The sequence below is a fragment of the Paenibacillus sp. FSL R7-0331 genome (assembly GCF_000758645.1).
GTDB lineage: Bacteria > Bacillota > Bacilli > Paenibacillales > Paenibacillaceae > Paenibacillus_AQ > Paenibacillus_AQ camerounensis.
Genome location: NZ_CP009284.1, coordinates 4,677,791 through 4,703,030 on the forward strand (window position 1 = coordinate 4,677,791; position 25,240 = coordinate 4,703,030).

21 protein-coding genes are annotated in these 25,240 nt (G+C 54.1%); 3 read left to right on the forward strand and 18 right to left on the reverse strand.

The features are described from left to right. Window positions 1-726: 726 nt before the first annotated feature. The 6 genes from sigF to R70331_RS20245 all read right to left on the reverse strand — a co-directional run bounded on the left by sigF (window position 727) and on the right by R70331_RS20245 (window position 5,379). Window positions 727-1,482 (reverse strand): RNA polymerase sporulation sigma factor SigF, encoded by a 756-nt coding sequence (gene sigF / locus R70331_RS20220; RefSeq protein ID WP_039875115.1) that lies wholly within the window; start codon window positions 1,480-1,482, stop codon window positions 727-729. A gap of 11 nt (window positions 1,483-1,493) precedes the next feature. Then, a complete protein-coding gene (gene spoIIAB / locus R70331_RS20225; RefSeq protein ID WP_039875117.1) occupies window positions 1,494-1,949 on the reverse strand; it encodes an anti-sigma F factor in 456 nt (151 codons plus the stop codon). Beyond that, a complete protein-coding gene (spoIIAA, locus tag R70331_RS20230) occupies window positions 1,946-2,299 on the reverse strand; it encodes an anti-sigma F factor antagonist (RefSeq protein ID WP_042178445.1) in 354 nt (117 codons plus the stop codon). Before spoIIAA ends, spoIIAB begins: the two co-directional genes overlap by 4 nt. A 173-nt stretch (window positions 2,300-2,472) precedes the next feature. Continuing rightward, entirely contained in the window at window positions 2,473-3,669 is a 1,197-nt protein-coding gene (locus R70331_RS20235) for a D-alanyl-D-alanine carboxypeptidase family protein (protein ID WP_442950555.1), read from the reverse strand. 173 nt (window positions 3,670-3,842) lie between these two features. Further along, the gene (locus tag R70331_RS20240; RefSeq protein ID WP_052419136.1) at window positions 3,843-4,268 is read right to left on the reverse strand and encodes a hypothetical protein; all 426 of its coding nucleotides are present in this window, start codon (window positions 4,266-4,268) and stop codon (window positions 3,843-3,845) included. A gap of 100 nt (window positions 4,269-4,368) precedes the next feature. Beyond that, window positions 4,369-5,379: an acyltransferase family protein gene (locus R70331_RS20245; protein WP_042178449.1), complete on the reverse strand. Its 1,011-nt coding sequence runs from the start codon at window positions 5,377-5,379 to the stop codon at window positions 4,369-4,371. A 324-nt stretch (window positions 5,380-5,703) separates the two neighbouring features. On the opposite strand from R70331_RS20245, the gene R70331_RS20250 reads away from it, so the two are divergent. Then, window positions 5,704-6,297 carry an RNA polymerase sigma factor gene (locus tag R70331_RS20250; RefSeq protein ID WP_042178451.1) on the forward strand — a complete coding sequence of 198 codons (594 nt, stop codon included), beginning with the start codon at window positions 5,704-5,706 and terminating at the stop codon, window positions 6,295-6,297. A 91-nt stretch (window positions 6,298-6,388) separates the two neighbouring features. After that, window positions 6,389-7,408 carry a DUF4179 domain-containing protein gene (locus R70331_RS20255; RefSeq protein ID WP_231576325.1) on the forward strand — a complete coding sequence of 340 codons (1,020 nt, stop codon included), beginning with the start codon at window positions 6,389-6,391 and terminating at the stop codon, window positions 7,406-7,408. A gap of 226 nt (window positions 7,409-7,634) precedes the next feature. Here the strand turns inward: R70331_RS20255 and R70331_RS20260 are convergent, their stop codons facing one another. Further along, a complete protein-coding gene (locus tag R70331_RS20260; protein ID WP_081947683.1) occupies window positions 7,635-11,291 on the reverse strand; it encodes a glycosyl hydrolase 115 family protein in 3,657 nt (1,218 codons plus the stop codon). Window positions 11,292-11,436: 145 nt separating this feature from the next. On the opposite strand from R70331_RS20260, the gene R70331_RS20265 reads away from it, so the two are divergent. After that, window positions 11,437-12,249: a helix-turn-helix transcriptional regulator gene (locus R70331_RS20265; protein WP_042178458.1), complete on the forward strand. Its 813-nt coding sequence runs from the start codon at window positions 11,437-11,439 to the stop codon at window positions 12,247-12,249. Window positions 12,250-12,345: 96 nt separating this feature from the next. Here R70331_RS20265 and R70331_RS20270 read toward each other — a convergent pair whose 3' ends face one another. The 11 genes from R70331_RS20270 to R70331_RS20320 form a co-directional block, all read right to left on the reverse strand. Beyond that, the gene (locus R70331_RS20270; protein WP_042178460.1) at window positions 12,346-13,308 is read right to left on the reverse strand and encodes an ABC transporter ATP-binding protein; all 963 of its coding nucleotides are present in this window, start codon (window positions 13,306-13,308) and stop codon (window positions 12,346-12,348) included. Next, window positions 13,305-14,282, reverse strand: coding sequence for an ABC transporter ATP-binding protein (locus R70331_RS20275; protein ID WP_042178463.1), 978 nt, complete (start codon window positions 14,280-14,282; stop codon window positions 13,305-13,307). Before R70331_RS20275 ends, R70331_RS20270 begins: the two co-directional genes overlap by 4 nt. Before the next feature lie 63 nt (window positions 14,283-14,345). After that, entirely contained in the window at window positions 14,346-15,626 is a 1,281-nt protein-coding gene (locus tag R70331_RS20280) for a M20 family metallopeptidase (protein WP_042178465.1), read from the reverse strand. A gap of 139 nt (window positions 15,627-15,765) precedes the next feature. Next, entirely contained in the window at window positions 15,766-17,367 is a 1,602-nt protein-coding gene (locus tag R70331_RS20285; protein WP_197071352.1) for an ABC transporter substrate-binding protein, read from the reverse strand. Window positions 17,368-17,527: 160 nt separating this feature from the next. Further along, window positions 17,528-18,358: an ABC transporter permease gene (locus tag R70331_RS20290; RefSeq protein WP_442950590.1), complete on the reverse strand. Its 831-nt coding sequence runs from the start codon at window positions 18,356-18,358 to the stop codon at window positions 17,528-17,530. 108 nt (window positions 18,359-18,466) lie between these two features. Then, the gene (locus tag R70331_RS20295; RefSeq protein WP_197071353.1) at window positions 18,467-19,477 is read right to left on the reverse strand and encodes an ABC transporter permease; all 1,011 of its coding nucleotides are present in this window, start codon (window positions 19,475-19,477) and stop codon (window positions 18,467-18,469) included. A gap of 255 nt (window positions 19,478-19,732) precedes the next feature. Continuing rightward, the gene (locus tag R70331_RS20300; protein WP_052419137.1) at window positions 19,733-21,259 is read right to left on the reverse strand and encodes a PucR family transcriptional regulator; all 1,527 of its coding nucleotides are present in this window, start codon (window positions 21,257-21,259) and stop codon (window positions 19,733-19,735) included. Between the two features lie 400 nt (window positions 21,260-21,659). Beyond that, the gene (locus tag R70331_RS20305; protein ID WP_042178474.1) at window positions 21,660-22,313 is read right to left on the reverse strand and encodes an aspartate/glutamate racemase family protein; all 654 of its coding nucleotides are present in this window, start codon (window positions 22,311-22,313) and stop codon (window positions 21,660-21,662) included. 109 nt (window positions 22,314-22,422) lie between these two features. Further along, entirely contained in the window at window positions 22,423-23,367 is a 945-nt protein-coding gene (locus R70331_RS20310) for an aminopeptidase (protein ID WP_042178476.1), read from the reverse strand. Window positions 23,368-23,383: 16 nt separating this feature from the next. Then, complete coding sequence (locus R70331_RS20315) at window positions 23,384-24,052, reverse strand: AroM family protein (RefSeq protein ID WP_042178478.1); 669 nt, start codon at window positions 24,050-24,052, stop codon at window positions 23,384-23,386. Between the two features lie 108 nt (window positions 24,053-24,160). Continuing rightward, window positions 24,161-25,111, reverse strand: coding sequence for a DUF1177 domain-containing protein (locus R70331_RS20320; RefSeq protein ID WP_042178481.1), 951 nt, complete (start codon window positions 25,109-25,111; stop codon window positions 24,161-24,163). Window positions 25,112-25,240: the final 129 nt, after the last annotated feature.

A 25,240-nucleotide genomic window follows, 5' to 3' on the forward strand; every position in this document is an offset into this window, starting at 1 on the left:
AATACTGTGTCCACAATAAATATAGTTCTAACGGACCGAGATGATCTTATTTTTGCTAAAATCCACTTTTGGGGATTCTAACGGACTCGGATGCTCTTATCTGCGGTGATTTACGTCAAAACATCTGTTTGAACGGAAATAACGGCGCTGGGGTCCGTTAGAGATCTGTATGGTGCTCTAGAGTAAAAATAAGGGCTGTACGGTCCGTTAGCAGCCTCTGTCATCTGACAAAGCTACTGGAGCAGCGAAATCAGTGTGGATGCCGCACGAATGCCGCGTCGAATCGCTTACTAAAGCGCGTAACCGGTAGATTAGGCTCCCCTACGCTCCAAAAGCAAAAAAACCGCCCCTACCGAGGCGGTTTAAACCATACCGTATACTGCACCCGTCACATCATTCTCCATACCCTGCCCCAAGCACCCTACAGCACACCCTGTTATAATACTTACTGATTACTCTCACTACTTATGCTACTTGCTACTGTCATCCCGGCTGCCCCGGCATTAGCGCTCACTTTTGCCCTTGACCTAAACGCTCCCGGCCATTCCAATTACTTGTTACTCTGTATCTTACCTGCTCAGTCTTGCACTTTTTTACTATTTCCCGCTTGAATTTGCGTTGTTACACGTAGAGTATTCACCCGTACGTACTGTCCCTACCCTGCATCACTTTCACTTTTACAGTTGTTCCGGTACAACTCTTAACACGTCACATTTCCCGCCAGCCCTACTGGGCAATCTGCTCACGGATGTTCGCGAGGATCTTCTTCTCCAGCCGCGACACCTGCACCTGCGAGATGCCAAGGCGGCTGGCGACTTCGGACTGGGTCTGGTCGCGGTAGTAGCGCAGGTAGACGATCAGGCGCTCGCGTTCGGTGAGTGCGCCGATGGCTTCGCTAAGCGCCAGCTTGTCGAACCAGCGCTCCTGCGACTCGTCGGCGATCTGGTCGATCAAGGTGATCGGGTCGCCGTCGTTCTCGAACACGGTCTCGTGAATCGAGGTCGGCGGCTTGTTCGCCTCCTGGGCAAACACGATTTCTTCCGGTGTTACACCAAGCGCTTCGGCAACCTCACCGATGGTCGGCAGGCGGTCCAGCGTTTTGGACATCTCGTCCTTCATCTTGCGCACCTTATTGGCCATCTCCTTGAGGGAGCGGCTGACCTTCAGGGTCCCGTCGTCGCGCAGGAAGCGCTGGATCTCGCCGATGATCATCGGCACGGCATAGGTGGAGAACTTGACCTCATAGCTGAGGTCGAATTTGTCGACGGACTTGAGCAATCCGATACAACCGATCTGGAACAAATCATCCGGCTCGTATCCGCGGTTCATAAACCGCTGCACCACCGACCAGACGAGCCGGATGTTGCAGCTTACGAGCGTGTCGCGGGCCAGGTTATCCCCGGCCTGACTGAGCGCGATAAGACGTTTGACCTCCGCATCGTCCAAATAGGTCGGCGGAGCTTTTTTTGATTCAGCTTCCATGGCTCCAACCCCTAATTGTATAAAGCTTTTTTGGAGACGATTGTTTTCTTCATAGAGATGGAGGTGCCCCGGCCCGGCTCGCTGGTCACTTCGAAACCATCCATAAAGTTCTCCATAATGGTAAAGCCCATTCCCGACCGCTCCAGCTCCGGCTTGGATGTGTACAGCGGCTGCTGTGCCAGCTCCAGATCCTCAATCCCGTTGCCCTGATCCTCAATGGTCAGATGGACGGTTTCATGCTCGATTCTCGCCGAGATACTGACAAGCCCTTCCGGGTTGCTGTCGTAGCCGTGAATAATGCAGTTGGTGACCGCTTCTGAAACAACCGTCTTCAGGTCATTCAGTTCATCCATCGTCGGATCAAGCCGCGAGACGAAGGCCGCTACGACGACACGTGCGAACGATTCGTTCTCCGAAAGGGCGGCAAACTGGACACTCATGAAGTTACCAGCTTCACTCTTTGTCATAACGCAACCTCCAAATCCGAGAGCGCTGCGCTCTCGTCGTCATATAGGGACATGATTTTGAACAGGCCCGACATTTCCAGCAGCCGCTTCACGGGTGCGGTGGCATCACAGACTGCCATTTTCCCGCCCTTGCTGCGGATCAGCTTGTACCTTCCAAGAATGACGCCGAGACCCGAGCTGTCCATGAACTGCAGCTCCTTCAGGCTGAGAATCAGATGCTCGACCTGGCCCCGCATAATGGCTTCATCCATTTCCATCCGAACATAATCGGCTGCGTGATGATCCAGCTCTCCATACAAACGGACAACCAGCACACTCCGGTGATGCTCCATCTCCACATGGGAATTCATACTTGCCACTCTCCTCTTCGTTGCTTTCAAACCGCCCTGTAACAACTTCTTTCCCCTACAAGGACAAGGTTTTCTACACGGCAAAGAGTGATTCCTGCCTCACGACAAAACTAGAAGAAAACCCCCATGAATCTACAGAAGTCACAGTGGGAATCTACAAAATACACGCTATATTAATCAATCGTGAACAGCGAGCCTGCAGTCCGCTTGAACAGCTTCCACCAGCCGGCCTTAGCCACATCCTCGCCTGCCTTAAGCTCATACTCCTTGATAACGCTCGTACCCTGATAGACAACCAGCTTCCCGATGGTCTGGTCTGCGGCGACAGGCGCCTTGATATCCTCCTGCAGCACGACCTCATTGCGGATTCCTTCCTGGGTAACGCCCTTTTTGAGCAGTACGCTGTACGTTTCCTTGGCGGTAAGCGGAAGCTCCTTTTTCACGCCTTTTTCAACCTTCAGGGTACCAATGGCATCTCCGGGTTTATAGATCGTATGCACCTTATATTGGGAAAAGAGATAGTCGAACATGCCCGACACCTCGCTGTTGCGCGTCTTGGTGTTCGGTTCACCCAGCACCACGGCAACGGCGCGCAGCCCGTCTCTGGCCGCAGTGGCCGAGAGGCAGAACTTGGCTTCAGAGGTGTATCCGGTCTTCAGGCCGTCTGCACCGGTATAGAACCGCACCAGCTTGTTCGTGTTAACCAGCCAGAACGGCTTCTCGGTATCCTTGCGCAGATAATCCTGGTAGGAGCCGGTATATTTGATGATCCGTTCATGCTTCAGCAGCTCCCGGCTGATGACGGCAATGTCATGAGCGGATGAATAATGGTTCTCCGCAGGCAGCCCGTTACAGTTGGCAAAGTGGGTATCCTTCAGGCCAAGCTCCTCCGCTTTGCTGTTCATCATATCGACAAAAGCGCTCTCCGACCCGGCAATCTTCTCCGCCATCGCCACAGAAGCATCATTACCGGAAGCCATCGCGATGCCCTTAAGCATCTCGTCAACGGTCATTTCTTCACCGGGCTCCAGAAAAATCTGCGAACCGCCCATCGAGGCGGCATATTCACTGGTCCGCACCATGTCAGTCAATTGCAGACGGCCTTCATCCAGCGCCTCCACCGTAAGCAGCATCGTCATAATTTTGGTGATGCTGGCCGGCGGCAGCTTGTCGTGACTGTTTTTTTCGTAGATGATTGTGCCGGTGCCCGCATCCATTAGGATGGCAGAGCGCGCATTCGGGGCGAGATCTGATGCAGCGGCGGTTTTGCCGGTGCTTTTAGCCTTTTCCTCCGCCGCAGCACCTCCGGCCGCTCCCAGTACGGAAACAGCAATACACAGCATAAGCGTTAACATACGTATTTTTCTCAAAATAGTTCCCCTCCTGAACATTACCTTCAACTCACAGGTACTGTATTCCAGTCTGGTCAGAAAGGCAGGAAATTATTCCAGTTATCTGTATAAAAAAAGGGGCCTTCCCTGCATCCTCACGGATTCTGCAGAGAAAGCCCCTTTGCTGTTCACTCTCGGCAAGACCAGGAGCGTTAGCCCCCGATTGCCATTGCGCTGAAAATAACCGGTCCGACCACAGTTGCAGTTGAATTGGCATCCTGGTTCTCAACAATCAGCTGATAGTTTTGCGTACCAGCCGGCGCGTTGATATCTACCATGTGCAAGGAGATAATGCCGTGATCATTGAAGAGATCTTCATATTCCACGCGTGCATAAAAAATCTCCGAGCCTGCACGCCAGATGCGCACAAGGATGTTTGGCGTATCGAGCAGCACATTCACACCAATCGTCGCCTTGAGTTCAACCTTGTTCGGAAAATGCGCCGGTACCGCCGGGTCAATATACACCCCTACTCCAGCGATCTGTACACCTGCAGGGGAAATCGGAACCGGAATGTTAACTCCGTTAGTAATGGGGGTAACGACATGAGCATTGTAGTCCAAAAGTGTTTTTACCACAATCTATCACTCCTTTTCATAGGTATGCTTCAGTATATGAAGACTATGAAAAAGAGCTTGTGCAGATCTATCGATAGATTTGCCTAAAAATATTGCAGATTCACCTGCGGGCCGCACCGTATTCTATAGCCTGCCGGCTGCTGACGCGTCCCAGATAGAGCCTTGACACCGGCGGATAACGCCCCGCCCATTTGGCCGCGAGCAGCGGCAGCACTACGCCGACCAGTGTAAACGGGATCAGTCCGTAATCCGTACCGAGCAGCACCTTGAGGCTATAATTCAACGGCAGATGCAGATACATGATGGCGATCGTGTTCCGTCCAAGCCTGCCCATGAAGCCGAGCGGAAGCCGTTTGGACAATTGGTATACAGCAGCGCAGATAGTCAGCGAGATCAGCAGCGGCACCGCCAGATCCAGCAGCAGCGCATCGTAATCCTTATATTTCATATCAAGGCTGTAGCTGATGAATCCGCTGCGTTCCAGCCATAGCACAAGTACACACAGCGGCAACAGCAATAAGAGCACGTAAGCGCGGCTGATCAGCGCAGGAATAGCTTTTTTACCGTAATACCCGATCGCATAATAGGTTACGGCGAGCAGGGCAACGTCGATGTTCCAGGGGAGGTTGAAGTTCTTTAGCGGCGTCAGCGCGATCAGATGGGATAGAAGGTACGCGGAGGCGATCAGAAGGAATTGGATGCTGCGGCTGTATCTGACAATGTAACCGAAGAGCAGCTGTGTGAACAGGAGACAGGTGATGAACCAGAATACCCCGTAAGGCCCGGTCAAGGACAGTCCTCCGTAGAGCAGCCTGGCGATATTTTCGAGGAACCCGGTGAAATTGAGGCTATACAGCAGCATCCCGGCCGCAATTAATAATCCATAGGCAAAATAGGGTGTCATCAGCCCCTTCGTCCGCTTCACTGCCCAGCCGGTGTACCGCTCAGGCAGGATCGGCTTAAACACCAGACCGCTCAGCAGAAAGAACAGCGGCATCCGGAACCAGGACAGATAATGATTGGCACCGGCATCGCCGGAATGTCCCATCACTACAAAAATAATGCTGAAGCCCTTGGCGGCATCGATCCATAACTCACGTCGTTTTTCCACTTCTCTCTTCCAACTCCTCCCAATCCAGTTTTATTTTTAATATAATTATAGAATGATTGAATTGCTTGTTCAAATTTTAATGAATGTTTTCATGTTGTTTCAGAAAGTTAAATTCAGATAACAACCTGTTATATATAAAAAAATGAGGCATTGAGCCTAGAACCGGGACTTTTACCGTTATTCTCGCTTCTCGGCTTACTTTCGGGACAACAACGGGACTTTTCGGGTTGTTGAGAAATCAATTCTCTGCCTGTAAAACAAATCATGTCACGAAACGATGCTCTGGGCTTGTTATATAGGTATAAACCATAGGAGGTGAAAAGCGTGCAATTAACCGTCCCCGGGGAAGCGGACGAAAGGAAGCTGATGATTGAGCAGGCTGTAGAAGCTGTGAAGGCAGGCAACAAGCAGTCCTACGAGATTATTATTAAGCTGTTTGAACGGCAGATGTATACTTACTGTTTCTATATTCTCAAGAATCATACGGAAACAGAAGATGCTGTACAGGAGATCTTTATCCGTGCTTATGCGAACCTTCACCGCTATAGCAGCTGTACTTCCTTTTCAGCCTGGCTTTACAAGCTGGCCTATCATCATTTAATTAATTTGAAGAATAAAGAAGGCCGCTGGCTCAGACTAATTGAGCATTACAAGGATCAGCAGAGACAGCAGCAGGTTCCATTAACCGATTCCATTACTCACGAGCTGCTGACCCATCTGACCACAGAAGAACGTCATATCCTGCTTCTAAAAGCTGTAGAGCAATACACCTTTGAAGAGATTGGCGGGATTATGGGAATTGGGACAGCTACAGTCCGCAAAAAATATGAACGGCTGCGCAAAAAGCTGATAGAGCGCGCAGGCCAAAAAGGAGCGAGGGTTCATGGGACAATATCAGGGGCAAACAAAACATTCTGAATTGGATGTTTTCGAACGGAATATCCGCGAGTCTGTTATACCCAAGCGGGAATTGAGCACTGACATTATGCATAAGATCGGGGAGATCGAGATGAACAGAACAACCACAAGAGCTTCAAATTTCAGACCGGGAATCCTTAAGAAAACAGCAATTGCTGCGTCCGTGGCTGTAGTGCTTGGCGCAGGTACTATCGGTGCAGGTTTTGTATCGCCTGTAATGGCAGAAACGCTGAAGAAAATTCCCGGTATCGGCCTTATTTATCAGGGTACAAGCCCCCAATCAGTAGATCAGGCGATTGCCCGGGGGATATTATCAGAGCCTGAGCAAAGGGTTACCCACGGCGGAAATACACTGAAGCTGACCAATCTGCTCTATGACGGTACACGGCTGTCCCTCCTGCTGGAGTATGAAGGCGAACAGGATCTTGCCGAGCGCAGTTTAGGGTCTATCATTGAACCTCCGGTATTCCTGGCAGACGGACAGCCGATTACATTTACCAAAGGGATGTTAGGCGATGTCCCTTATCATGATAATACTTACCGCGTGGAGCTGACACATGGCCTCGATTTGCCTGACGAATTTGCGCTGACCATTCAGGCCAAGATGAAGCAGGCGGATGAAATCTTTGAATTCAACGTACCTGTGAAGCTGGTTGATAACGCAATAACGGTTAAACCGGACATTACCAAGTCGAATGGATCGTTTAGTTATACAGTCGATGAGCTGCTGGTAACACCGGTGTCCACGCGTTTAATTTTACACAGTCAGGGCGAGGTCCCTCATTCTAATGGGCAAACAGGTGAATATAGCGCCAGCAAAGTGTATTACGAGCTTGTAGATGACCAGGGGAATTCCCTTGACCCGAATATCTTTGGCTATTATAACAGCAGACCGCAGTCATCGGATCAGGTCAACGAGCTGTATGCCCCATTTGTTGCTACAACAAAGTCAATAACCATTAAACCATTTACGTTAACCGTTAAGAATGATGATTACAGCATTGTGGGGCAAAAGAAAGACCGTAACGGCAACCTGCTGCCGGGAATCCATAACCAGGGAGAACGGACTTACCTGCAGGATCTTGAAATCACAGTGCCGCTCCAGCCCTAATTCGCCATTGATTATTGGGGTGATAATACAGCATTAGACCGGAGCAGTTAATTTAAAGCCGTGTCATCTAACAACAAAGTCACTTAAAGCAGGCTGTCGAGACTTTCTCGACAGCCTGTAGGTTCATGACAATAGCCTCGCTTGCTCAGGTATCCGAAAAGGGAGAACAACCCAAAAAGCCCCTCCGTCTTCCTGTGCGGAAGCGAAAGGGCGATGTAACGCTCTTTTATTGTCTGGCTGAATCCTGCCACTGTGCATCTGCCGGCGGCAGCTCATCTCCTGCCGTCAGGTAAATCCGGTCTACCCGGAGCTGGGATTCACAGGCTAATATGGACAGCGTGTGCTCACCCGGGCTGATCTCCAGGTCGGAGATCGCGCACCAGTAATATACTTGGGCGGTATTGTAGGTGTGAATCTTTCCGCCGCCGAACTGCTCGGACAGAGGCTGAATGTCGCCGTCAAGCGCCAGGTAACAGGAATCAGACTGGAAGTTATGATGTCTGATCAGCAGCCAGGCGTGATACACTCCCGCTGTCTGTACGTTGATCCGGTAATGCATGCCCGGGGCGGCATCCGGCTCCTCCCACTTCAAGCCCGCGTCAGCAACATGCATCGCGAAGCCTGTTCTGCCGTTCGTCTCAGCCTGCAGATGGCTCCAATTCAGGCTGGTATCATCTGCTGCAGGCGTCAGGTACGCATTAGCAGAGTTCTCCAAGGCATATTCAGCCTCGATGGCAACAACACCGTCCTGCTCGGTAAAGCTGCCTGAACCGAAAGCTTCAATAACATTTTTTTCATCCGTACGCTTCCACAGGCTGTCATAGCGCGCACTTCCCAGCTCCGTCTGCGTTTGAGGCTGGCACTTCTCGAAGATCAGATCAAACCGCTCCTCGAAAAAGGCTCTATCCGCGTACAGGACCGATGGCAGCGTTACTTCTTGTTTCTGTGTACTGTAAAACCCGCTGCACAGTGCCTCTACTTCCTTCCAGTCCACTTGAGGGCTCTCCGCGCCGTAACCGGCAGCCGGTTCGTCCCCCCGCACGCTGAAGGCCGGGCCCAGATTAGACTCAGCTCTCTCACTCGTATACAGCACCAGCTTTGAGATGGTTACATAATTATCCGCTGTGTAGAGCTTGAGCGTATGAGCGCCAGCCGCCATATACGGGAGGTTCACCAGCAGCTTTTCCCCGTTATCCATAATGCTCTGCTGCCAGCTGCCCTTCCATTCGTCATTCGTTTCCGACTCCACCAGAACTGGCTCCCCTTCATCTAAGCTTACACCGAAACGGATTCTGCCTGTAGAATTCAGCGTCAGGAAACGGTGAACTTCCAGAATATACTCCCCGCTCTGCTCCACGTAAATGTCATACCCGACGGAGGCATTGTCCCGCAGCTCCCCTTCCGGCACCTGCCCTGCAGGATGCCAGGCCATCAGCGCCGCTCCCTCATATCTGGCCATGCCCGGCACCGTTAACCAGGCGGACTGCTCCTCTCCGGCGTTATTCACTGCTTCGCTGCGGTGATGGTAGCCGTCAGCCGGAATAGACACATATCCGTCCGCTTCGATATATCCGGTGAAGCTGTCCGGCACAGGCGGAGTGGCTTCAACTTCCACCTTGACAGAGATGACAGTGCCGTTTCTGTGATCACGGATGACGATAAGTCCCTGCCGGCCGCCATGGGCCGCGGGCTCATGGACCGTAACCAGAATCCGCTGCTCGGTCTGCAGCGTCCCTTCCGTATCTGAAAGAGAGATCCAGTCCCCCCCATCCTCTACCTCTAACGTATAAGGGATACTTCCCGCGCCCTGGTTACCGAGCTCAATCCACTTCTCACGGCGGCCGTAGACCGAGAAGCGCAGTGACTCCTCCCCGTTCCAGAGGTCTGTCCGCAGGCTGCTTCCCGAGATTCGCAGCGCCGGCTTACGTATCGGATACAGCGCAGTCGGCGGAGGCGGGAAGCTTTCGGGCGTAAGCATGCCTTCCCATTTGCCGCCGCTAAGCTTCCGGTCATAGAAATGCAGCATCCGCCGCTTATTGTCCAGCATCTCAGCTGACAGCTCCGAATAACGGTCCGCCGCCTGCATATTCCCGCGTTCATAGGACAGCACGCTGCGGTCGGCATAATAAAACTCATGGTTGGTGTAATAGGAGGCATGAATTTTCATCAGGAGCAGCTGGAAAAAGGCGGCCTGCTCCTCCTGCGGCAGATTGTGCAGAATGGCATTGCCCCGTCTGTAAAGGTCCTCCAGCAGCAGCAGCCTGCGGCCTGCCTCATCCCCGTAAGCCGTCTGCGAGAATACGCCCGGCTGCATATGCTCAATCTTGCGTACATTCGTCGCCTGGGCAAAGGCCGTATACAGCTGTGCTGCCTCAGCTCCGTGTCCGCCGGAGAAATTGGCATTAATCCAGTGCTCCGTGAACAGCCGCGGGTCTTTCGTAATCCCTTCCGCTTTACCGGCCTCCCAGCCGTACCGGACAAAATACTCCAGGTCCTGCTCAACCGGCTTCAAGCCGCCGACATTCAGCACCCATACCTTACGGATGCCCGACTCCCAGGATTTCTTCAGCTCATTGCCTGTCTGCGCCAGCGGGATAGAATTGATGAACAGATAGCTCATTCCCGTTCCCGGAGCGGCCCAGTAGGAGCCGTGGAAGTAGAGCCCGTTCCCGCCGCTGCGGCTGCGTTCGGCTGCCGAAGGATAACGGCGCATATGCCCGAAGTTATCATTCGCCCAGATCAGGGTCAGATCCTCCGGCAGCTCCAGCCCCTGGTCATACAGTGACAACACCTCTTTATAGGGTACGAAGGTCTGCAGGGCCGCAGTCCCCTTATCCTCCCCAAGCACCTCTATAAGCAGCTGCCGCTGATCACGGACCACCTGTCCGAGCAGCTTGACCTTCGCTTCCTTCTTCTGCTCCTTGGTCAGGGAATCGTCGGCATCAATAGCCCGGGTATGGAAGCCCGAATCATGAATGCCCCGCATCCCCATCGTGAAGCACACCTCATAATTCCGGTTCTGACCGATGCTCTCCCGCCAGTATTCCAGCAGAATCTCCCGGTTGCGGCCAGGGATGGAATAATCGTATTCGGCATCTGTATAGCCCTTGCTTTCAAGCCACGGGGTCCACTCATTCTGGTTGCTGCGCAGCAGCATGTCACAGTGAGAGGTACCGACAACAATGCCCATCCGCTCAGCCAGCGCACCGTTCTCGGAATTGCCGTTGAAATAATTGACATGCATCGCCGGCCAGATATAGTTCGCCTTCAGGCGGAGCAGCAGCTCGAAGATATGGCTGTAGGCTACCGGTCCGATGGTGCCGTCCGGTGTATGCAGTCTGGCCCAGTCATCCAGCTCCTCTTCATCATTCAGGAAAATGCCGCGGTACTGCACAGAAGGCCAGTCGGCCTTACTGAAAGCTGCAGGCACACTATACGAGCCCTTGGTCTTCACCGGAACATCCGCCCAGTAATGCCACGGGGATACGCCAATTGCCTCACACAGGTCGTAGATACCGAAGATCGTACCCCGGCGGTCCGAACCAACAATGTACAATACGCCGTCCACAGCCTGCTGAAGAAAAGCTTCCCAGCGCCACGCTCCCGTCTCATCCTTAATCAGTTCAAGTGGGAGCTCGGCATTCTGCAGGGCTGCTGGAAGCTGCGCGCCCTTTTCCAGTGTAGCAATAATGATGGCGCATTCATGGATCTCTGCCGAAAGGACTGCCTTACAGCCGAAGACCCGCTTAATGTCGGTAATCAGATTCGCTGCGGCGATTTGTACAGCACTGTTTTCCTGTTCGGACACATAGATATGTACCGGCTTGCTGCCTGTGAACAGCTCCAGGCCTTTGTCAGCTGGGTGGATTGTATTCAAGTACATTAACCTCCTCATGATCGGCGGGCACAGCCTGCTGCCTGCTTTCTGTGGGTTAACTATACCTCAAGATAGAACAACAATCTTATATTATGTTGCTTTTATCGCTGTTTGTTGTACTATATTGCTATAAAAGACAGGGGTTGAAGCCATGGGCGCAGATCTGTTCGTTCCGCATCCTTTATTCTATATTGAATACATGAAGCATGACGCCGGGCACCGGATGCCAGGTGTTCATTACCATAACTGCTACGAGCTGTACATCCTGGAAGAAGGTCATCATAATATGCTGATCCATGACTCGGTGCTGACGCTGGCGGTGCATGATACGGCGCTGTTCAAGCCCAATCTGTTCCACCAGAGCTACCGGAATAACGGCTGCGCCAGAACCTGCCTATATTTCACAGACCGGTTTCTGCGGATGTATTTTACGGAAAAGGCCGTCACCTCTCTGCTGGACTGCTTCGACAGAGGCGTCATATCCATTGACAGGGAGCTGTTCCCCCGGGTCAAAAAGCTGCTGCTCCTGCTTGAGAAGGAGGATGTCACGGATAGCAGCAACCGGATTTTCATCTATCTGGCTGAAATACTGGACATTCTGAACCAGAGCAAAAGCGCGCCAAGAACCGCACAGACCACAGCCTCCCCCGATCAGATCGACCTGATTCTCTCTTACATCAACCAGAATTATGCTACAATCCGCAAAATCGAAGAGATCGCCGGGCAGTTCTACATCTCCAAATACTATCTGTGCCACATCTTTAAGGAAGCAACCGGACTTACCCTCGTCCATTATATTAACAACATCAGAATCCAGCATGCCTGCAACATGCTCGTTAATACCGGCCGCTCCATTCTGGAAATCGGGCTGGCCTGCGGGTTCAATTCCTCCATGTATTTCTGCAAAACCTTCAAGCAGGCGCTGAACGTAACGCCGAGCGAATTCCGGAGGACGGCGTTGTAATGATTTCAGTTTGGTATCAAAAGAGAGCAGCCTCTCCCCTGACGGGAGAAAAGCTGCTCTCTTTGTTGTGAACGGCCAGCTGTATACATAGCCGCCTTAATATAAATGGCAGGACACCTGATGGCCCGTGTCCAGCGCACGCAGCTCCGGCGCCTCCGACTTGCATCTGTCCATGGCATATGGACAGCGCGGGTGGAAGGCACAGCCGGTTGGCGGCGTCTCCGGGTTCGGCACGTCGCCGGTCAGGACGATCCGCTGCTTTTTCTGGCCCGGATTCGGCACAGGGACAGCGGACATCAGCGCCTGCGTGTACGGATGCAGCGGCTTCGCGAACAGCTCCTTGGTCGGGGCCAGCTCGACAACCCGGCCAAGATACATTACGGCTACGCGGTCGCTGATAAACTTCACGACTGACAGGTCGTGGGAAATGAACATATAAGTAAGGCCGTACTGCTCCTGCAGATCCTGCATCAGATTCAGCACCTGGGCCTGGATGGACACATCCAGCGCCGATACCGGCTCGTCGCAGACTATGAATTTCGGATTCAGCGCAAGCGCCCGGGCAATCCCGATCCGCTGCCGCTGGCCGCCGGAGAATTCATGGGGAAAGCGGTGGGCCTGATAGGGGGATAGGCCTACAACCTCCATCAGCTGCTCGACACGGCTTTTCAGCTCGCCGGAGGGTACGGAACCATGGGTCCGCAGCGGCTCCTCCAGAATACGCTGGACAGTCCAGCGCGGGTCAAGCGAAGCATAAGGGTCCTGGAATACCATTTGCATATCGGTCCGGAAGCGGCGCAGCTGCTCTGTGTTCAGGCTGCGCACATCTGTGCCGCCAAACATAATCTCGCCTTCAGTCGGTTCAATCAGCCGCAGGATGGCCCGGCCGGTCGTGGACTTGCCGCAGCCGGACTCGCCGACGACAGCCAGCGTTTCGCCCTGCTCGACGGATAAAGTGATCCCGTCCACAGCTTTGACAGCACCGACCTGCTTTCCGAAGAAGCCCTTGCGGACCGGGTAATGCTTTTTCAGATTACGAACCTCAAGTAATATGCTCATAGGACTCCCTCCTCCTGCAATAGACACCGGCAGGTATGGCCCGGCTGGATTTCTACCAGCTCCGGACGTTCCGTCAGGCAGCGGTCAACTGCCACCGGACAGCGCGGCGCGAACCGGCAGCCTGCCGGCAGGTTCGCCGGATTCGGCACCTGGCCGGGAATCGAGGTCAGGCGCTCGCTGTCTCCGGCAAGCTGAGGCAGCGAAGCCAGCAGTCCGCGGGTATACGGATGCAGCGGCGTATTGTACAAGGTGGCGACATCCGTCTCCTCGACAATCTGGCCGGCATACATAATGACAACCCGGTCGCACATCTCGGCTACAACGCCCAGGTCATGGGTGATCATCAGGATGGACATGCCTTCCTTCTCCTGCAGCTCGCGCATCAGATCAAGAATCTGCGCCTGAATCGTTACGTCGAGCGCCGTTGTCGGCTCATCAGCGATCAGCAGCTGGGGACTGCAGACCATCGCCATCGCGATCATCACCCGCTGGCGCATCCCGCCGGAGAGCTGGTGGGCATACTGCTCGGCAATCTTTTCCGGGCGGGGAATCCCGACCTTGCGCAGCATTTCAATTGCCCGCTCGTTCGCTTCCTTCCTGCCCAGCTTCAGATGATAACGGGCCGACTCGGAAATCTGCCGGCCGATCTTAAATACAGGATTGAGCGAGGTCATCGGCTCCTGAAAAATCATCGCAATCCGGTTGCCGCGGATATTACGCACCTCTTTTGCCGGCATCTCCAGCATATCCTTGCCCTCAAAACGGATATGGCCGGAGGCGATCCGGCTGATCCGCTTAGGCAGGAGCTGCATGATCGACAGCGAGGTGATGCTTTTTCCGCAGCCGGATTCACCTACAATCCCAAGCGTCTCCCCTTTACGCACTGACAGACTGATGCCGTCCACCGCGCGGATTGTACCCGCCGCTGTTTTGAACTCGGTGCATAGCCCTGATACTTCCAGCAGTTCTGCCATGATTGCCCCTCCTTTATTTCTGTATCTTGCTTATCTTTGCTGCTTATATAAGAATTCCGCTTATTATTTGCCTTCTTCGACGCCCAAATATTTAAGAGCAGTGAGCGCATAGACTTTGGCACACTGGATGATCTGCCAGACCGGCGCTTTTTCATTGAAGTTATGAATGGTTGACAGCTCAGCCGGCCCGTATTGCAGCACAGGAATATTATGGGTCCGGAAATGACGCGCATCGCTCGATGCCCATTGCAGTACACCGTAGGCTTCCTCGCCGCTGACTTCGCAGATGCTCTCCACCAGGTCGCTTACGACTGGCTCCTCAGGAGCTGTCCAGTTCGCGTTCCCCTGGAAGCCGAAGCCCTTCACCTCAGATTCAATGCCTGCTTCAAGCAGCAGGGAGCGGGCACGGTCCAGCACATCACGGTAATCTACACCGAACGGTACACGGGAATCGACCTGGATCGTGCAGCGGTCCGCCACAACGTTCACCTTGGTTCCGCCTTGAATCGTCCCGATATTCACCGTTACGTGATCGAACACCTGATAAGCAACTTCACCGTATTCTTCGCGCTGCTTCACATAATCCTGCGAGATGCGGATGATCTCTTTAACTTCTTCCGGAATATCCGGCTTGATGTCCCATAGACGCTGCAGCGCTTCAATCCCTTTGGCTGCCTTAACGATGGCGCTGTCGCCGACGACCGGCGACAGGCTGCCGTGGCCCGGCGTGCCTTCTACAGTGAATTCGAACCAGCAGCTGCCCTTCTGCCCGATGGTCGGGTTGAGCGGACCGGACGGCTCGGCGATAACAGCCGCCGTTCCAGAGATCAGACCGCGCTCCAGTACCCAAGGCACGCCCAGATGGCCGCCTGTCTCCTCATCCGGCACGATCAGCAGCGACAGGTCGCCTTTTAGCGGAACACCCAGCTTGGCCAGCAGTGCGGTTGCATAGACAAGTCCGGCCAGCCCTGCTTTCATATCGGAGGCGCCTCTGCCGAGCAGATAACCGTCAACAATATCGCCGCAGAACGGATCAAAGTCCCAGCGGGAAAGGTCACCGGCAGGAACAACGTCGGTGTGACCGCAGAAAATCAGATTTTTGCCGGACGGCTCCTCCGCCCCCGAACTCAGAGTAGAAACGAGATTCAGCATGGTATCGGTAGCCGGGTGAATGGCCGTATCAATTCCTGCTTCTTTTAAATAATGGATAATAAAAGCGCTGATGTCGCGTGAATCGCCCGGCGGGTTCTCCGAAGGAAAACGGATCAGCTGTGAGCACAGCTCCAGGAGCTGGTCCTGCTCATCGTCAATCGCCTGCAGTATCTTGCTTTTCCAGTCTGTCATTGCCTGTTGCGCTCCTTTAAGTCCTCATGACTGGCAATTGCGGCCAATGAGGATCATATGAATTTGTGAAATAGAGCAAGCAGAAACGGCTGTACCGCCCTTTGTAGGACGGTACCGTTTCAGCAAGCCTTCTGCCTTCTTATTGTTCAAACGACAGCGGGTAGAAGCGGATCACCTCATCCGGATAGAACGCATAACCGCTGATCTTATTGCTCATGCCGACAATGCGGTTATATTCGTACAGGTACGCCCAAGGTGCTTCCGTTGTAATGATCTCCTGTGCCTGTTCATAGAGCGCGGTCCGCTTGGCTGCATCCGTCTCAACGTTAGCTTCTTCCCACAGCTTGTCTACTTCTGCATTGCTGTAGTTGATGTAGTTGGAAGAACCTTTGCCGTATAGAAGGAAACCAAGGTGATAGCCGGGGTCATTGACGAAAGAGGTCCATTTCGAGATGTAAGAGGTCAGGTTATTCGTTTTCTGCTGTTCAAGGAACTGGGCGCGGGCCAGCTTGTTGATGTTCATCGTTACGCCGATTTTGGCCAGCTCAGCCTGAATCAGTACCGCATCATCTTCCCAGTCATCGAACCCGGAGCCCAGCGTGAAGTCAAAGGCAAATCCGTCAGCATAGCCGGCTTCAGCCAGCAGCTCTTTTGCTTTATCAAGGTTGTGCTCATAGACGAAGCCTGCATCGGTGAAGCCCGGTGTGTTGCTCGCTACAGAGCTCTTCATCTGTTTGGCCTGTCCGTACATAACGCCGCTCAGCAGCTCATCGTAAGGAATCGCATAGTTGATCGCCTGGCGGACTTTTACGTTGTCAAAGGGCTTCACATTGTTATTCATTGCGAAGAACAGAATCCGGTTACTCGCGTTGGAAGCGACTGTCAGGTCCGTGTTGCTCTCAAGGGAAGCTACATCCTTAGGAGGGATCTCGATCGCCATGTCCACATCACCCTTATCGAGCAGGAGCACACGGTTGGAGGCTTCCTTAGTGAATTTCATAGTAACCTTGCTGAGGCTTGGCGCACCCTGCCAGTATTGCTCATTGGCGGTAAAGATTGCTTCCGTTGCCGGGTCCCACTTCTCAAGGGTGAACGGTCCGGAGCCTGCTGCATTTGTCTTCAGATAGTCTGCACCCTGCGCTTCAACAATCTTCTGATCCACGATGGAGAAGGTATACATCGCAATGATCTGCAGGAAATTATGATTGGCATTAGTCAGTGTCACTTCAACTGTGGAAGCATCCACTACAGTTACTGACTTGATTGCAGCCATTCCATAGAGGAAGCTGCCGGAGCTGGAGTTAGCTACACGGTCAAAAGAATACGCAACCGCTTCGGCATCCACCGGATTGCCGCTCTGGAACGTCACGCCTTGCTTCAGCTTGAAGGTGTACACGGTATTGTCATCCGACACTTCCCAGCTCTCAGCCAGCATCGGCTGTATATCTTCGGTGTTGGCGATATCAGCGCCGTCTTCGGTTTTGATTCCATAGGTGACCAGCTGATCATAAGCGGCAAGCACGAGTGTATCGGAGGTAAGGTCATTGGCTTCCGCCGGGTCAAGCGTAGTGCCGCCTTCGGAATAGGCAACCGTCAGGTTGCTTTTGACAGCAGGGGCAGACGTTCCTGTATTCCCTGTAGCCGCTGTAGAAGCGGGGTTCGTCGGATTGGCGCTGCTTGCACAGCCGGCGAGCATGATGGAAAAAGCTACGAGCGTGGACATCAGTTTGAATCTTTTCATCAGTAATTCCTCCCTTTTCTATATCCTGCCTGCAAAATAACACTGGTGCTGCTCCTGATCATACGCCGCTGGCGGCCGGGTAGTGCACCATGCCATTGGCTTCTCTGATCTATATTTACCGGGATTCAGCGGAGCCGGGAGTACCTCCCCCTGCTCTGCTTTATTTGCCCGAACGCAACCGCGGGTCAAGCACATCCCGGAATCCGTCTCCTAGCAGATTAAAGCCTAATATTGAAGTGGCAATGGACAGTCCCGGAAAAGTAACCAGCCACCATTGCCCGGAAATAATGTATTCCCGGCCTTCGGAGATCATTGCGCCCCACTCGGCAATCGGCGGCTTAACGCCAAGCCCGAGGAAGCTGAGACTGGAAGCCGTCAGGATGGCAAAGCCCATCCCGAGAGTTGCCTGCACCATCAGCGGTGCAAGGGCATTAGGCAAAATGTGGCGGTACAGGATGACTGTATTCTTCACGCCGATTGCCCGGCTTGCTTCGATATATTCCTTCTCGCGGAGTGAGACCGTCTGCCCGAACATCAGCCGGGCGAATTCCGGAATGCCGACGATCCCGACGGCGATCATCGCACTGGTTAAGCCTGCTCCGATTGAAGCGGCAATTGCCATGGACAGCACCAGCGACGGGAAGGACAGCAGGATGTCCATCAGGCGCATAATAACGGTTCCTGTACGGCCGCCATAGTAAGCGGCAATTCCGCCGAGCGGCACACCGATGACGAAGGAGATGCCGACCGCAATCAGACCGGTCCAGATACTGATTCTTGCTCCGTAGAGCACCCGGCTGAGAATATCGCGGCCGAAATTGTCGGTACCGAACCAGTGGCTGGCCGAAGGCGCCTGAAGCTTGTTTGCCATATTTGTCACATACGGATCATAAGGGGCAATCCATGGAGCTATAACGGCTACAACCGTCCAGATGAAAATAAAGGTCAGCCCGATGGCGGCAAGCCGGTTACGCAGCAGCAGGGACCACAGGGTTTTGGGCTTGGCAGCAGCTTGCGGCTTCGCCGGCTTGCCCTGTGATGAATGCGCTGAATGTGCTGCAGTGCTCAACGTAAGTCTCCTCCTTTCTCCCAAGCGGTTCTATTCATAGCGGATCCGCGGATCAATGAAGCCGTAGATTAAGTCGACAGCCAGGTTAATCACGCAATAGAGCACGGCACTGACCAGGGTAAAGGCTTGGATCGGCGCGTAATCCGCAGCCAGAATGGAATCTGTGACATAACCGCCGATTCCCGGCCAGGAGAAGATGGTCTCCGTAATAACCGCTCCGCCCATCAGAAAGCCAAACTGCAGTCCGAGTACAGTTAATGTAGGGATCAGCGCATTAACCAGTGCGTGCTTATATACGACAGCCGATTCCCGCAAGCCTTTGGCCCGTGCGGTGCGGACAAAATCCTGATCCACCACCTCCAGCATGCTGGAGCGGGTCATGCGGGCCACGATGGCCATGGTGCCGGTGCTAAGACAGATCGCCGGGAGGAGCAGGTGAGCCAGGCTGCTTTTCAAGGCAATGATGTCTCCGGACAGGATACTGTCCAGCACGTACAATCCGGTCAGATGCACCGGCGGGTTGAGATCGCCGCTGATGCGGCCCATCGGCGCCGGAGCCCAGCCGAGGATCGAATAAAAGATATAAATGAACATGAGGCCCAGCCAGAAAATCGGTACACAGGCCCCGATCAGTGAGAACACCCGGGAGATGTGATCCAGAATCGATTCCTTTTTTGTCGCTGCCACAATCCCGACGGGGATAGCCACCAGAATTGCAATCAGAATGCTTGCCAGTGTCAGCTCAATTGTAGCCGGGAAGCGTGTAGCCAGGTCGCTGGCTACCGAATGCCCGGTATGATACGCGTAGCCGATATCCCCCTTGAGCAGTTGCCCGAGGTAGGAAAAGAACTGGATGTAGAGCGGCTGGTCCAGTCCCATATCCATGCGGATCTTGTTCACAATCTCCTCCGGGGCCTGTTCTCCGGCCAGCATAATGGCAGGATCACCAGGCAGCACTCTCGAGAGGATGAAGGTGATGACGATAATTCCGAGCAGGGTCGGAACCATTTGCACCAGTCTTTTTAATGTGTAAGCAAACAATGAATCAACCCCCTTACGGCATCAGTCGCGATGATGCTCTGAGCCTTTTCTTTGTAGCGGAACCGAGGTTCCATGTCAGGTACTATGCTGTTTCAAAGCATCTTTAGTGGTTGTGCTAATTCTACATAGAATTCAACGGCTGCTCTACGTCCCGTTTGACTAAAAAAAAGCACAACCGTTTGTCGGTTGTGCACTACTGCAACGTGTGGACGTCACTTTATCTAACATGATATTCCATAAAAATTCCAGTGCCGCCTATTTTTCCTGAAGATAGTAGTAGATCAGGCATAAATGGCAGACAAACTGCTCACGCGGATCATTCAGATCAAACCCGGTTATGTCACGGATCCGCTCCAGCCGGTATTTGACCGAGTTGCGGTGTATGTACAGACTGTTCGCAGTGTCAATCAGACTTCCCCGGCATTCCAGATAGTGATAGAACGTCAGCAGCATGTTGCTGTCATGCTCCTGGTCATACTGCAGCAGCTTGCCCAGCTTGCGCTCGAACAAGTGCTCAAAGCCAGGTCCGCTCAGCCCCTCAAGCAGATGATACACTTCCATCTCTTCATAGCGGGTAACGCTTCCCGGCCCCTGTCCCAGCCGTCTGGAGACAGACAGTGCCTTGCGGGCCTCGTTATAGCTGGTATAGATGTCCCACAGGTATTCCGGTGTACCGACGCCGGTACGGTAATTGGAGAGGCCGTTGCTTTTATCCAGCAGCCAGCCCTCCAGCGTCTTAGACCAGGATTCCTGTATATCTTCGGCGGCGCTAAGCTTACGACCTTCCGGTGTGGGCAGGAACAGCACAGCCCTGCTGGAACGGTACTCGGCATGAGGGGTGACCCCGCGTTTCTTCGCTTCCCGGTCCAGCAGATTGTTCACTGTCTCCTCGCTTGGTGCTGTCTCCCCCTCAATGACTGCAACCTCCCATTTATGCTCAGGGTTCATGCCCAGCTGTCTCGCCCGGCGTTCCACTTCATGACGCGAGGGCAGGGGCGGAGTCAGCAGCTCGTCGATGAAATTGCCGCGCAGCCTGAATTCCGTATCCTCGGCAACCTTCCGGCGCATCAGCTCAAGCGCGAACACCAGCCGGGCCTGTTCAATCCCCACTTCCTCCATATCGTCCAGCCGTTCCTTATCCACCAGCAGCTTAGCCACGGTACGCCGGTCCACATGGATGCTCCAATTCAGCGGCACCGTCTCCTGCTGCCAGTCATAATCCGCCGGTGACGTGACGATAATCCTCCGCTCCGGATCAACCAGCGCTACCGGAGCCTTCAGAAATTCCGCCACATTGTCGGTTACCGCCTGGATGCCGCTGTTCTCCAGCACCATCGTCGTCAGTGTACGGTACACCTCCTCCGCCCGGCGCAGGAGCATTGCCTGCCGGCCGAGCAGCAGCTCCGTCACGGGCTGGGTAATATCCGTATAGGGGATCTCCGGCGGAATTTCCACAATCGGCAGACCGCAATCATTACTGGCGTCAATCGCGCTTTGCGGAATCTCCTTCAGGAACCGGGCCGGCTTGATCGCCAGCGCCGCCGCGCCCAGATTATCCAGCGTATAGATCAGCTCCGCCAGCAGCGAAGGATCGTGACGGATGGAGTAGGCGGTAGTCAGCAGCATAACCCCTTCGCTGATCCAGCCTTTCAGGTCAGGGACCTCCATGATGTCTACAAACCGGACCACCCGGTCCAGCCCCTGCTCACCGCTAACTACCCTCGCTTTGCCGAGCACGGACAGCTGCATTAGTTCTCTTAATGTAATTCCACGTGTCTTCAAGCGTCTCTGCCTCCCTCTGCTGTCTACAGTATTTCATGATTTTTCCTGAAATATGCCACACTATTCATCCAGCGCTCATTGCGCAATTCGTCACGCTAGTGTACCAGACATCTGCCGTTTACCACAGGAAAATATAGCAAATTGCAGACAATTTCCGTCTGTGAAGATGTAGCGGCTGCCTGGGAAAGGCTATTCGGCTCTAATAACTCTCCAGGCTTGCTCTATGCAAAAACATAAATTTGCCTGAAAGCAAAAAAAAAAGCGTCCCCCGGCAGTCACTCCGGGGGACGGCTTAACTGCAAGCTAAGCAGCTAAAACATCAATGCACGCATGCGGCACACACCTGGTACGTACTCGATACGCATTAGGCATTATTTTGCAGCACATTAGTGCGGCACAATCAGCGCTGCACAATGCCCGGCAGGGATGCGGCTGAGGCCGCGGCTGCGCCAAGCGACAGGATCGGGTCAAACGCGCGGATGCCGAGCTTCTCCTCCAGCTCCGCTGCAAGCCCGATGGTGGCGAAGCCGGTACATGCCAGTACCAGCGCATCAGCTCCGCGCTCAACGAGCCGGGCAGCTCCGGCGAGGGCGCCGGCCCGCCCTGCAGGCGTACCGAGATCCAGCGTAGTCGTTACGCCATCCGGGCGGTCCATGCCAATGTAAGCATCGCCCAGAATGCTGCGGATGAACGGCGGAACCTCCGTAAGGATCGTCAGGACGCCGATCCTGCTGCTGCAGGTCAGTGCAAGATGGGCAGCGCAGGAGCCTGCGCCAAATACCGGAACCTTGACGGCTGCCCTTGCTTCCAGCAGTGCAGGGTCAGCAGCACAGCTGATGCCGATCGCCGTACAGCCCTCAGCTTCAAGCTGCCGGGCAAGCTCAATAATCTTCGGCACCGACTCTGCTTCCGTCTCGTCATTGTACACACCCCGGGGCTGATCCGGAATACAGCGGCTGAGCACCGGCAGGCCGAACCGTTGCTCAACCAGCGCCCCGTGCAGCCGGACTGCAGACTCGTCCTGCAGTGTAATCACACGTATCATTCCAAGCATTCTTATCCCCCCTGATTAGACTGCAACAGCCCGTCTTTAATCGCTGCTTCCATATACACATCCACACAGTCCATCTTCTTTGCTCTTATCTAACCCGTCAGCAATACTGCTACAGAAGCTCCCCGGTACGCATAATGAGCTTATCATCAATATAGACATCCGGCTTCATCACTACAGCGTCGATATGTACCCCTGCCGCAACAATTCCCCCGAAGGTATTATTGCTGCCAAAAGCCACATGGATCGTCCCGTAGACCTTCTCATCCTCCAGCACCACACCGGTAATTCTAGCCTTATTGTTTGTTCCGATCCCGAATTCCCCAAGCAGGCGCCCGTCGCCCACGCCGAGCATCTCCAGCAGCTTGTCCCCGCCTTCGCCTTCCGCTGCAGTCAGACGGCCCTGCTCAACCGTCAGCACCAGCGGGCTGTTCAGCGCGCCGATTCCGGCAATCGAGCCGTCCACTTTGATCTGCCCTGCCGCAGTGCCTTCCAGCGGCGCAATATAAGCCTCTCCGGACGGCAGATTACCGGATTCGCCCGGATTCAAATATAACCCGGTGCTGAGCACACCGGCTCTGCCGTCAATAGAGAAGCTGAGGCTGAGCCCGTCCTTCTCCACCCGGACCTCCCGGCCTGCGGACAGTAGCGCAGCTACCTGCTCGGTCAGTTCCTTAACCTGCCCATAGTCGGCAGTAATCGCCCCGTGGCTGAACATATCATCTGTCATCCCCGGCATAGTCGCCACCCGGGTTCCTGCAGCCGCCGCCTGCTTGCGGGCCGCCGTATGTGTCATCGAATGTGTTGTGATACATACCGCCACATCCGCCTTTGCCATCGCTTCCGCAACCGGGGCAGGCAGCTCTTCGCCGGATCTGCTGCGCGGCTGCATAATCAGCAGCATGGATTCAGCTCCAAGGCGCTTGCCTGCCTCGTAGACGGATTCGGCAAGCTCCCGCTTGTCATCATCGGCTACAACGGCCAGCAGCTCGCCGCTGCGCAGGGCCAGGCATTCCTTAAGGACATTCATGCTGATTACTATTCTTGCTTCACTCATCTCAAGTTCCTCCTGATTACACCATTTCTGCTATCAGCTTGCCCATCAGGGCATTTGACAGTACAGCAGGCACTCCTGCTGAGGCCGCCCACTGTCTATGCTGCTCCACATAACCCATACAGTCAAGTACTATGACATCGGCCTCACCCCGCAGCCGCTCCGCGGCAGCGCGGAAATCGCTTTCTGTTCCGGTATACGGGGAAGCCGCGGCAAAGGGAATGCTCCCGCCCGAAGCAGCGAATTTATCTCTCATGCTCTCCTCCTGCTCCGGCAGCGGACCGATTAACCCCAGCCGGCGTCCGCCCAGCATAGCGTGCACAACAGGCGGTATGATCCGGTCCGGCTCTATTAAATGGGCCCTAGACGTGTGCAGGCCGGGAAATACACCTGTACAGGCAAGCAGAATTGTAGTGATTCCCGCCGCCTCCATGGCATCCATTTTCCTCTGCAGCACCGATACGATCCGTTCCCGTGAAATCACCGCCGCCGATCCGTCCGCCATGCGGGTAGTAAGCACGTACTCCCCGGGCTGCGGGCTAAAAAACTCCCGTACCTGCTCAGCGCTAAAGCCGTCCAGCACACCTGCCTGCACCAGCTCTGCCTGTCCCTTCAAATATTGCTCGATGATCGGGGCCACATCAGACCTCGGCGCCTGCCCGATCGTGATTAAACCGATTTGCTTCAAGCTGCTCCCCCCTGTCGTTTCCTATGCATTCCTGAATTCTGTCCCGACACTCGCACGCTGATATGCAAATGGCGCTGAACCGCTTCAGCGCCACCGTTTCCCGTTATGTTAAATGGATGCCACCGCCGGCTTGCCCAGTGTCTGCAGCACGTTCATCGGGCCGTAAAGCTCTGTAATGCGTGCAAACTCTTCCTCGTTATAGAAGGAGCAGGTACCCTGCGTCACCTCTTTGGCCGTTTCAATCGCAAAACGTACCGCCTGGGCAATATCCACCTCATGGCTTGCCCCCGTGCCGCAGCCCGGAACCATGGATTGGGCTGTAATAGCCAGGCCGACAACCGGCGCTGAGGTAGCAACCGCAGGCTGCAGGATCGAATTGATATGGTACAGGCCGTTGCCGTAAGGAGTAATATCCTGGGTCGTCACCGGGAAAGTAACCGGATACTGGCCGGTCGTCATCTCCTTAATGCGCAATAGATCCTCGCTGACCCGCAGAATGTAGCCCTCCTTGACTGTAGGCGAGATAGCAATCCCTTTATGATTCACCACGCGGTTGCCTTTAGTTGTGTCGATTGACAGGACCGCTTCCATCTCAGGCAGCACCTCATGCTCGTTCATCTGCAGAATATCCACCGGAGAATCCATGAAATCCACCGGCTCATGCGGCAGTGTCGGAGCATCCGGGCAAATATGCGTCGTAATCAGCACGTCCCCTTTTAAAACATCTCCCTTAGCCTGCATATCCGCCAGCTTGAGTGCCGCAGCAACTGCCGCAACCGCACCGTCAGCATCAGAGACGATTCCGATCCGGCTGGGCCGGGCGCCGATTCCGCCAAGACGCCCGACAATGCCGAAAGTAGGCGCAGTGCCTCCGCCAAGCTTGCCGCTGCTGCCTGGTATGGTGATTTTGACGAATTCTGTGCTGCCCTTTTCACCCTCAACCTTTCTTACCTCCACGGCAATCCCCGGATAAGCAGAAAAAAGCTGTTTGACCTGCTCCCCGTTCACATAAGCGCTGTCCATTGTGTTCATTACCGTAATCGTTTGCTGAAGTGCCATATCAATTCCTCCCCGGATGTCATTCTCTATGATAGTAATGTTAGAATTTATACTAGCTTAAATGCCGAAATGTCCACAATGTACCGCCCTGCCAAAACTATTGCCGGTTTCTTGTCCTTTACAGATAAA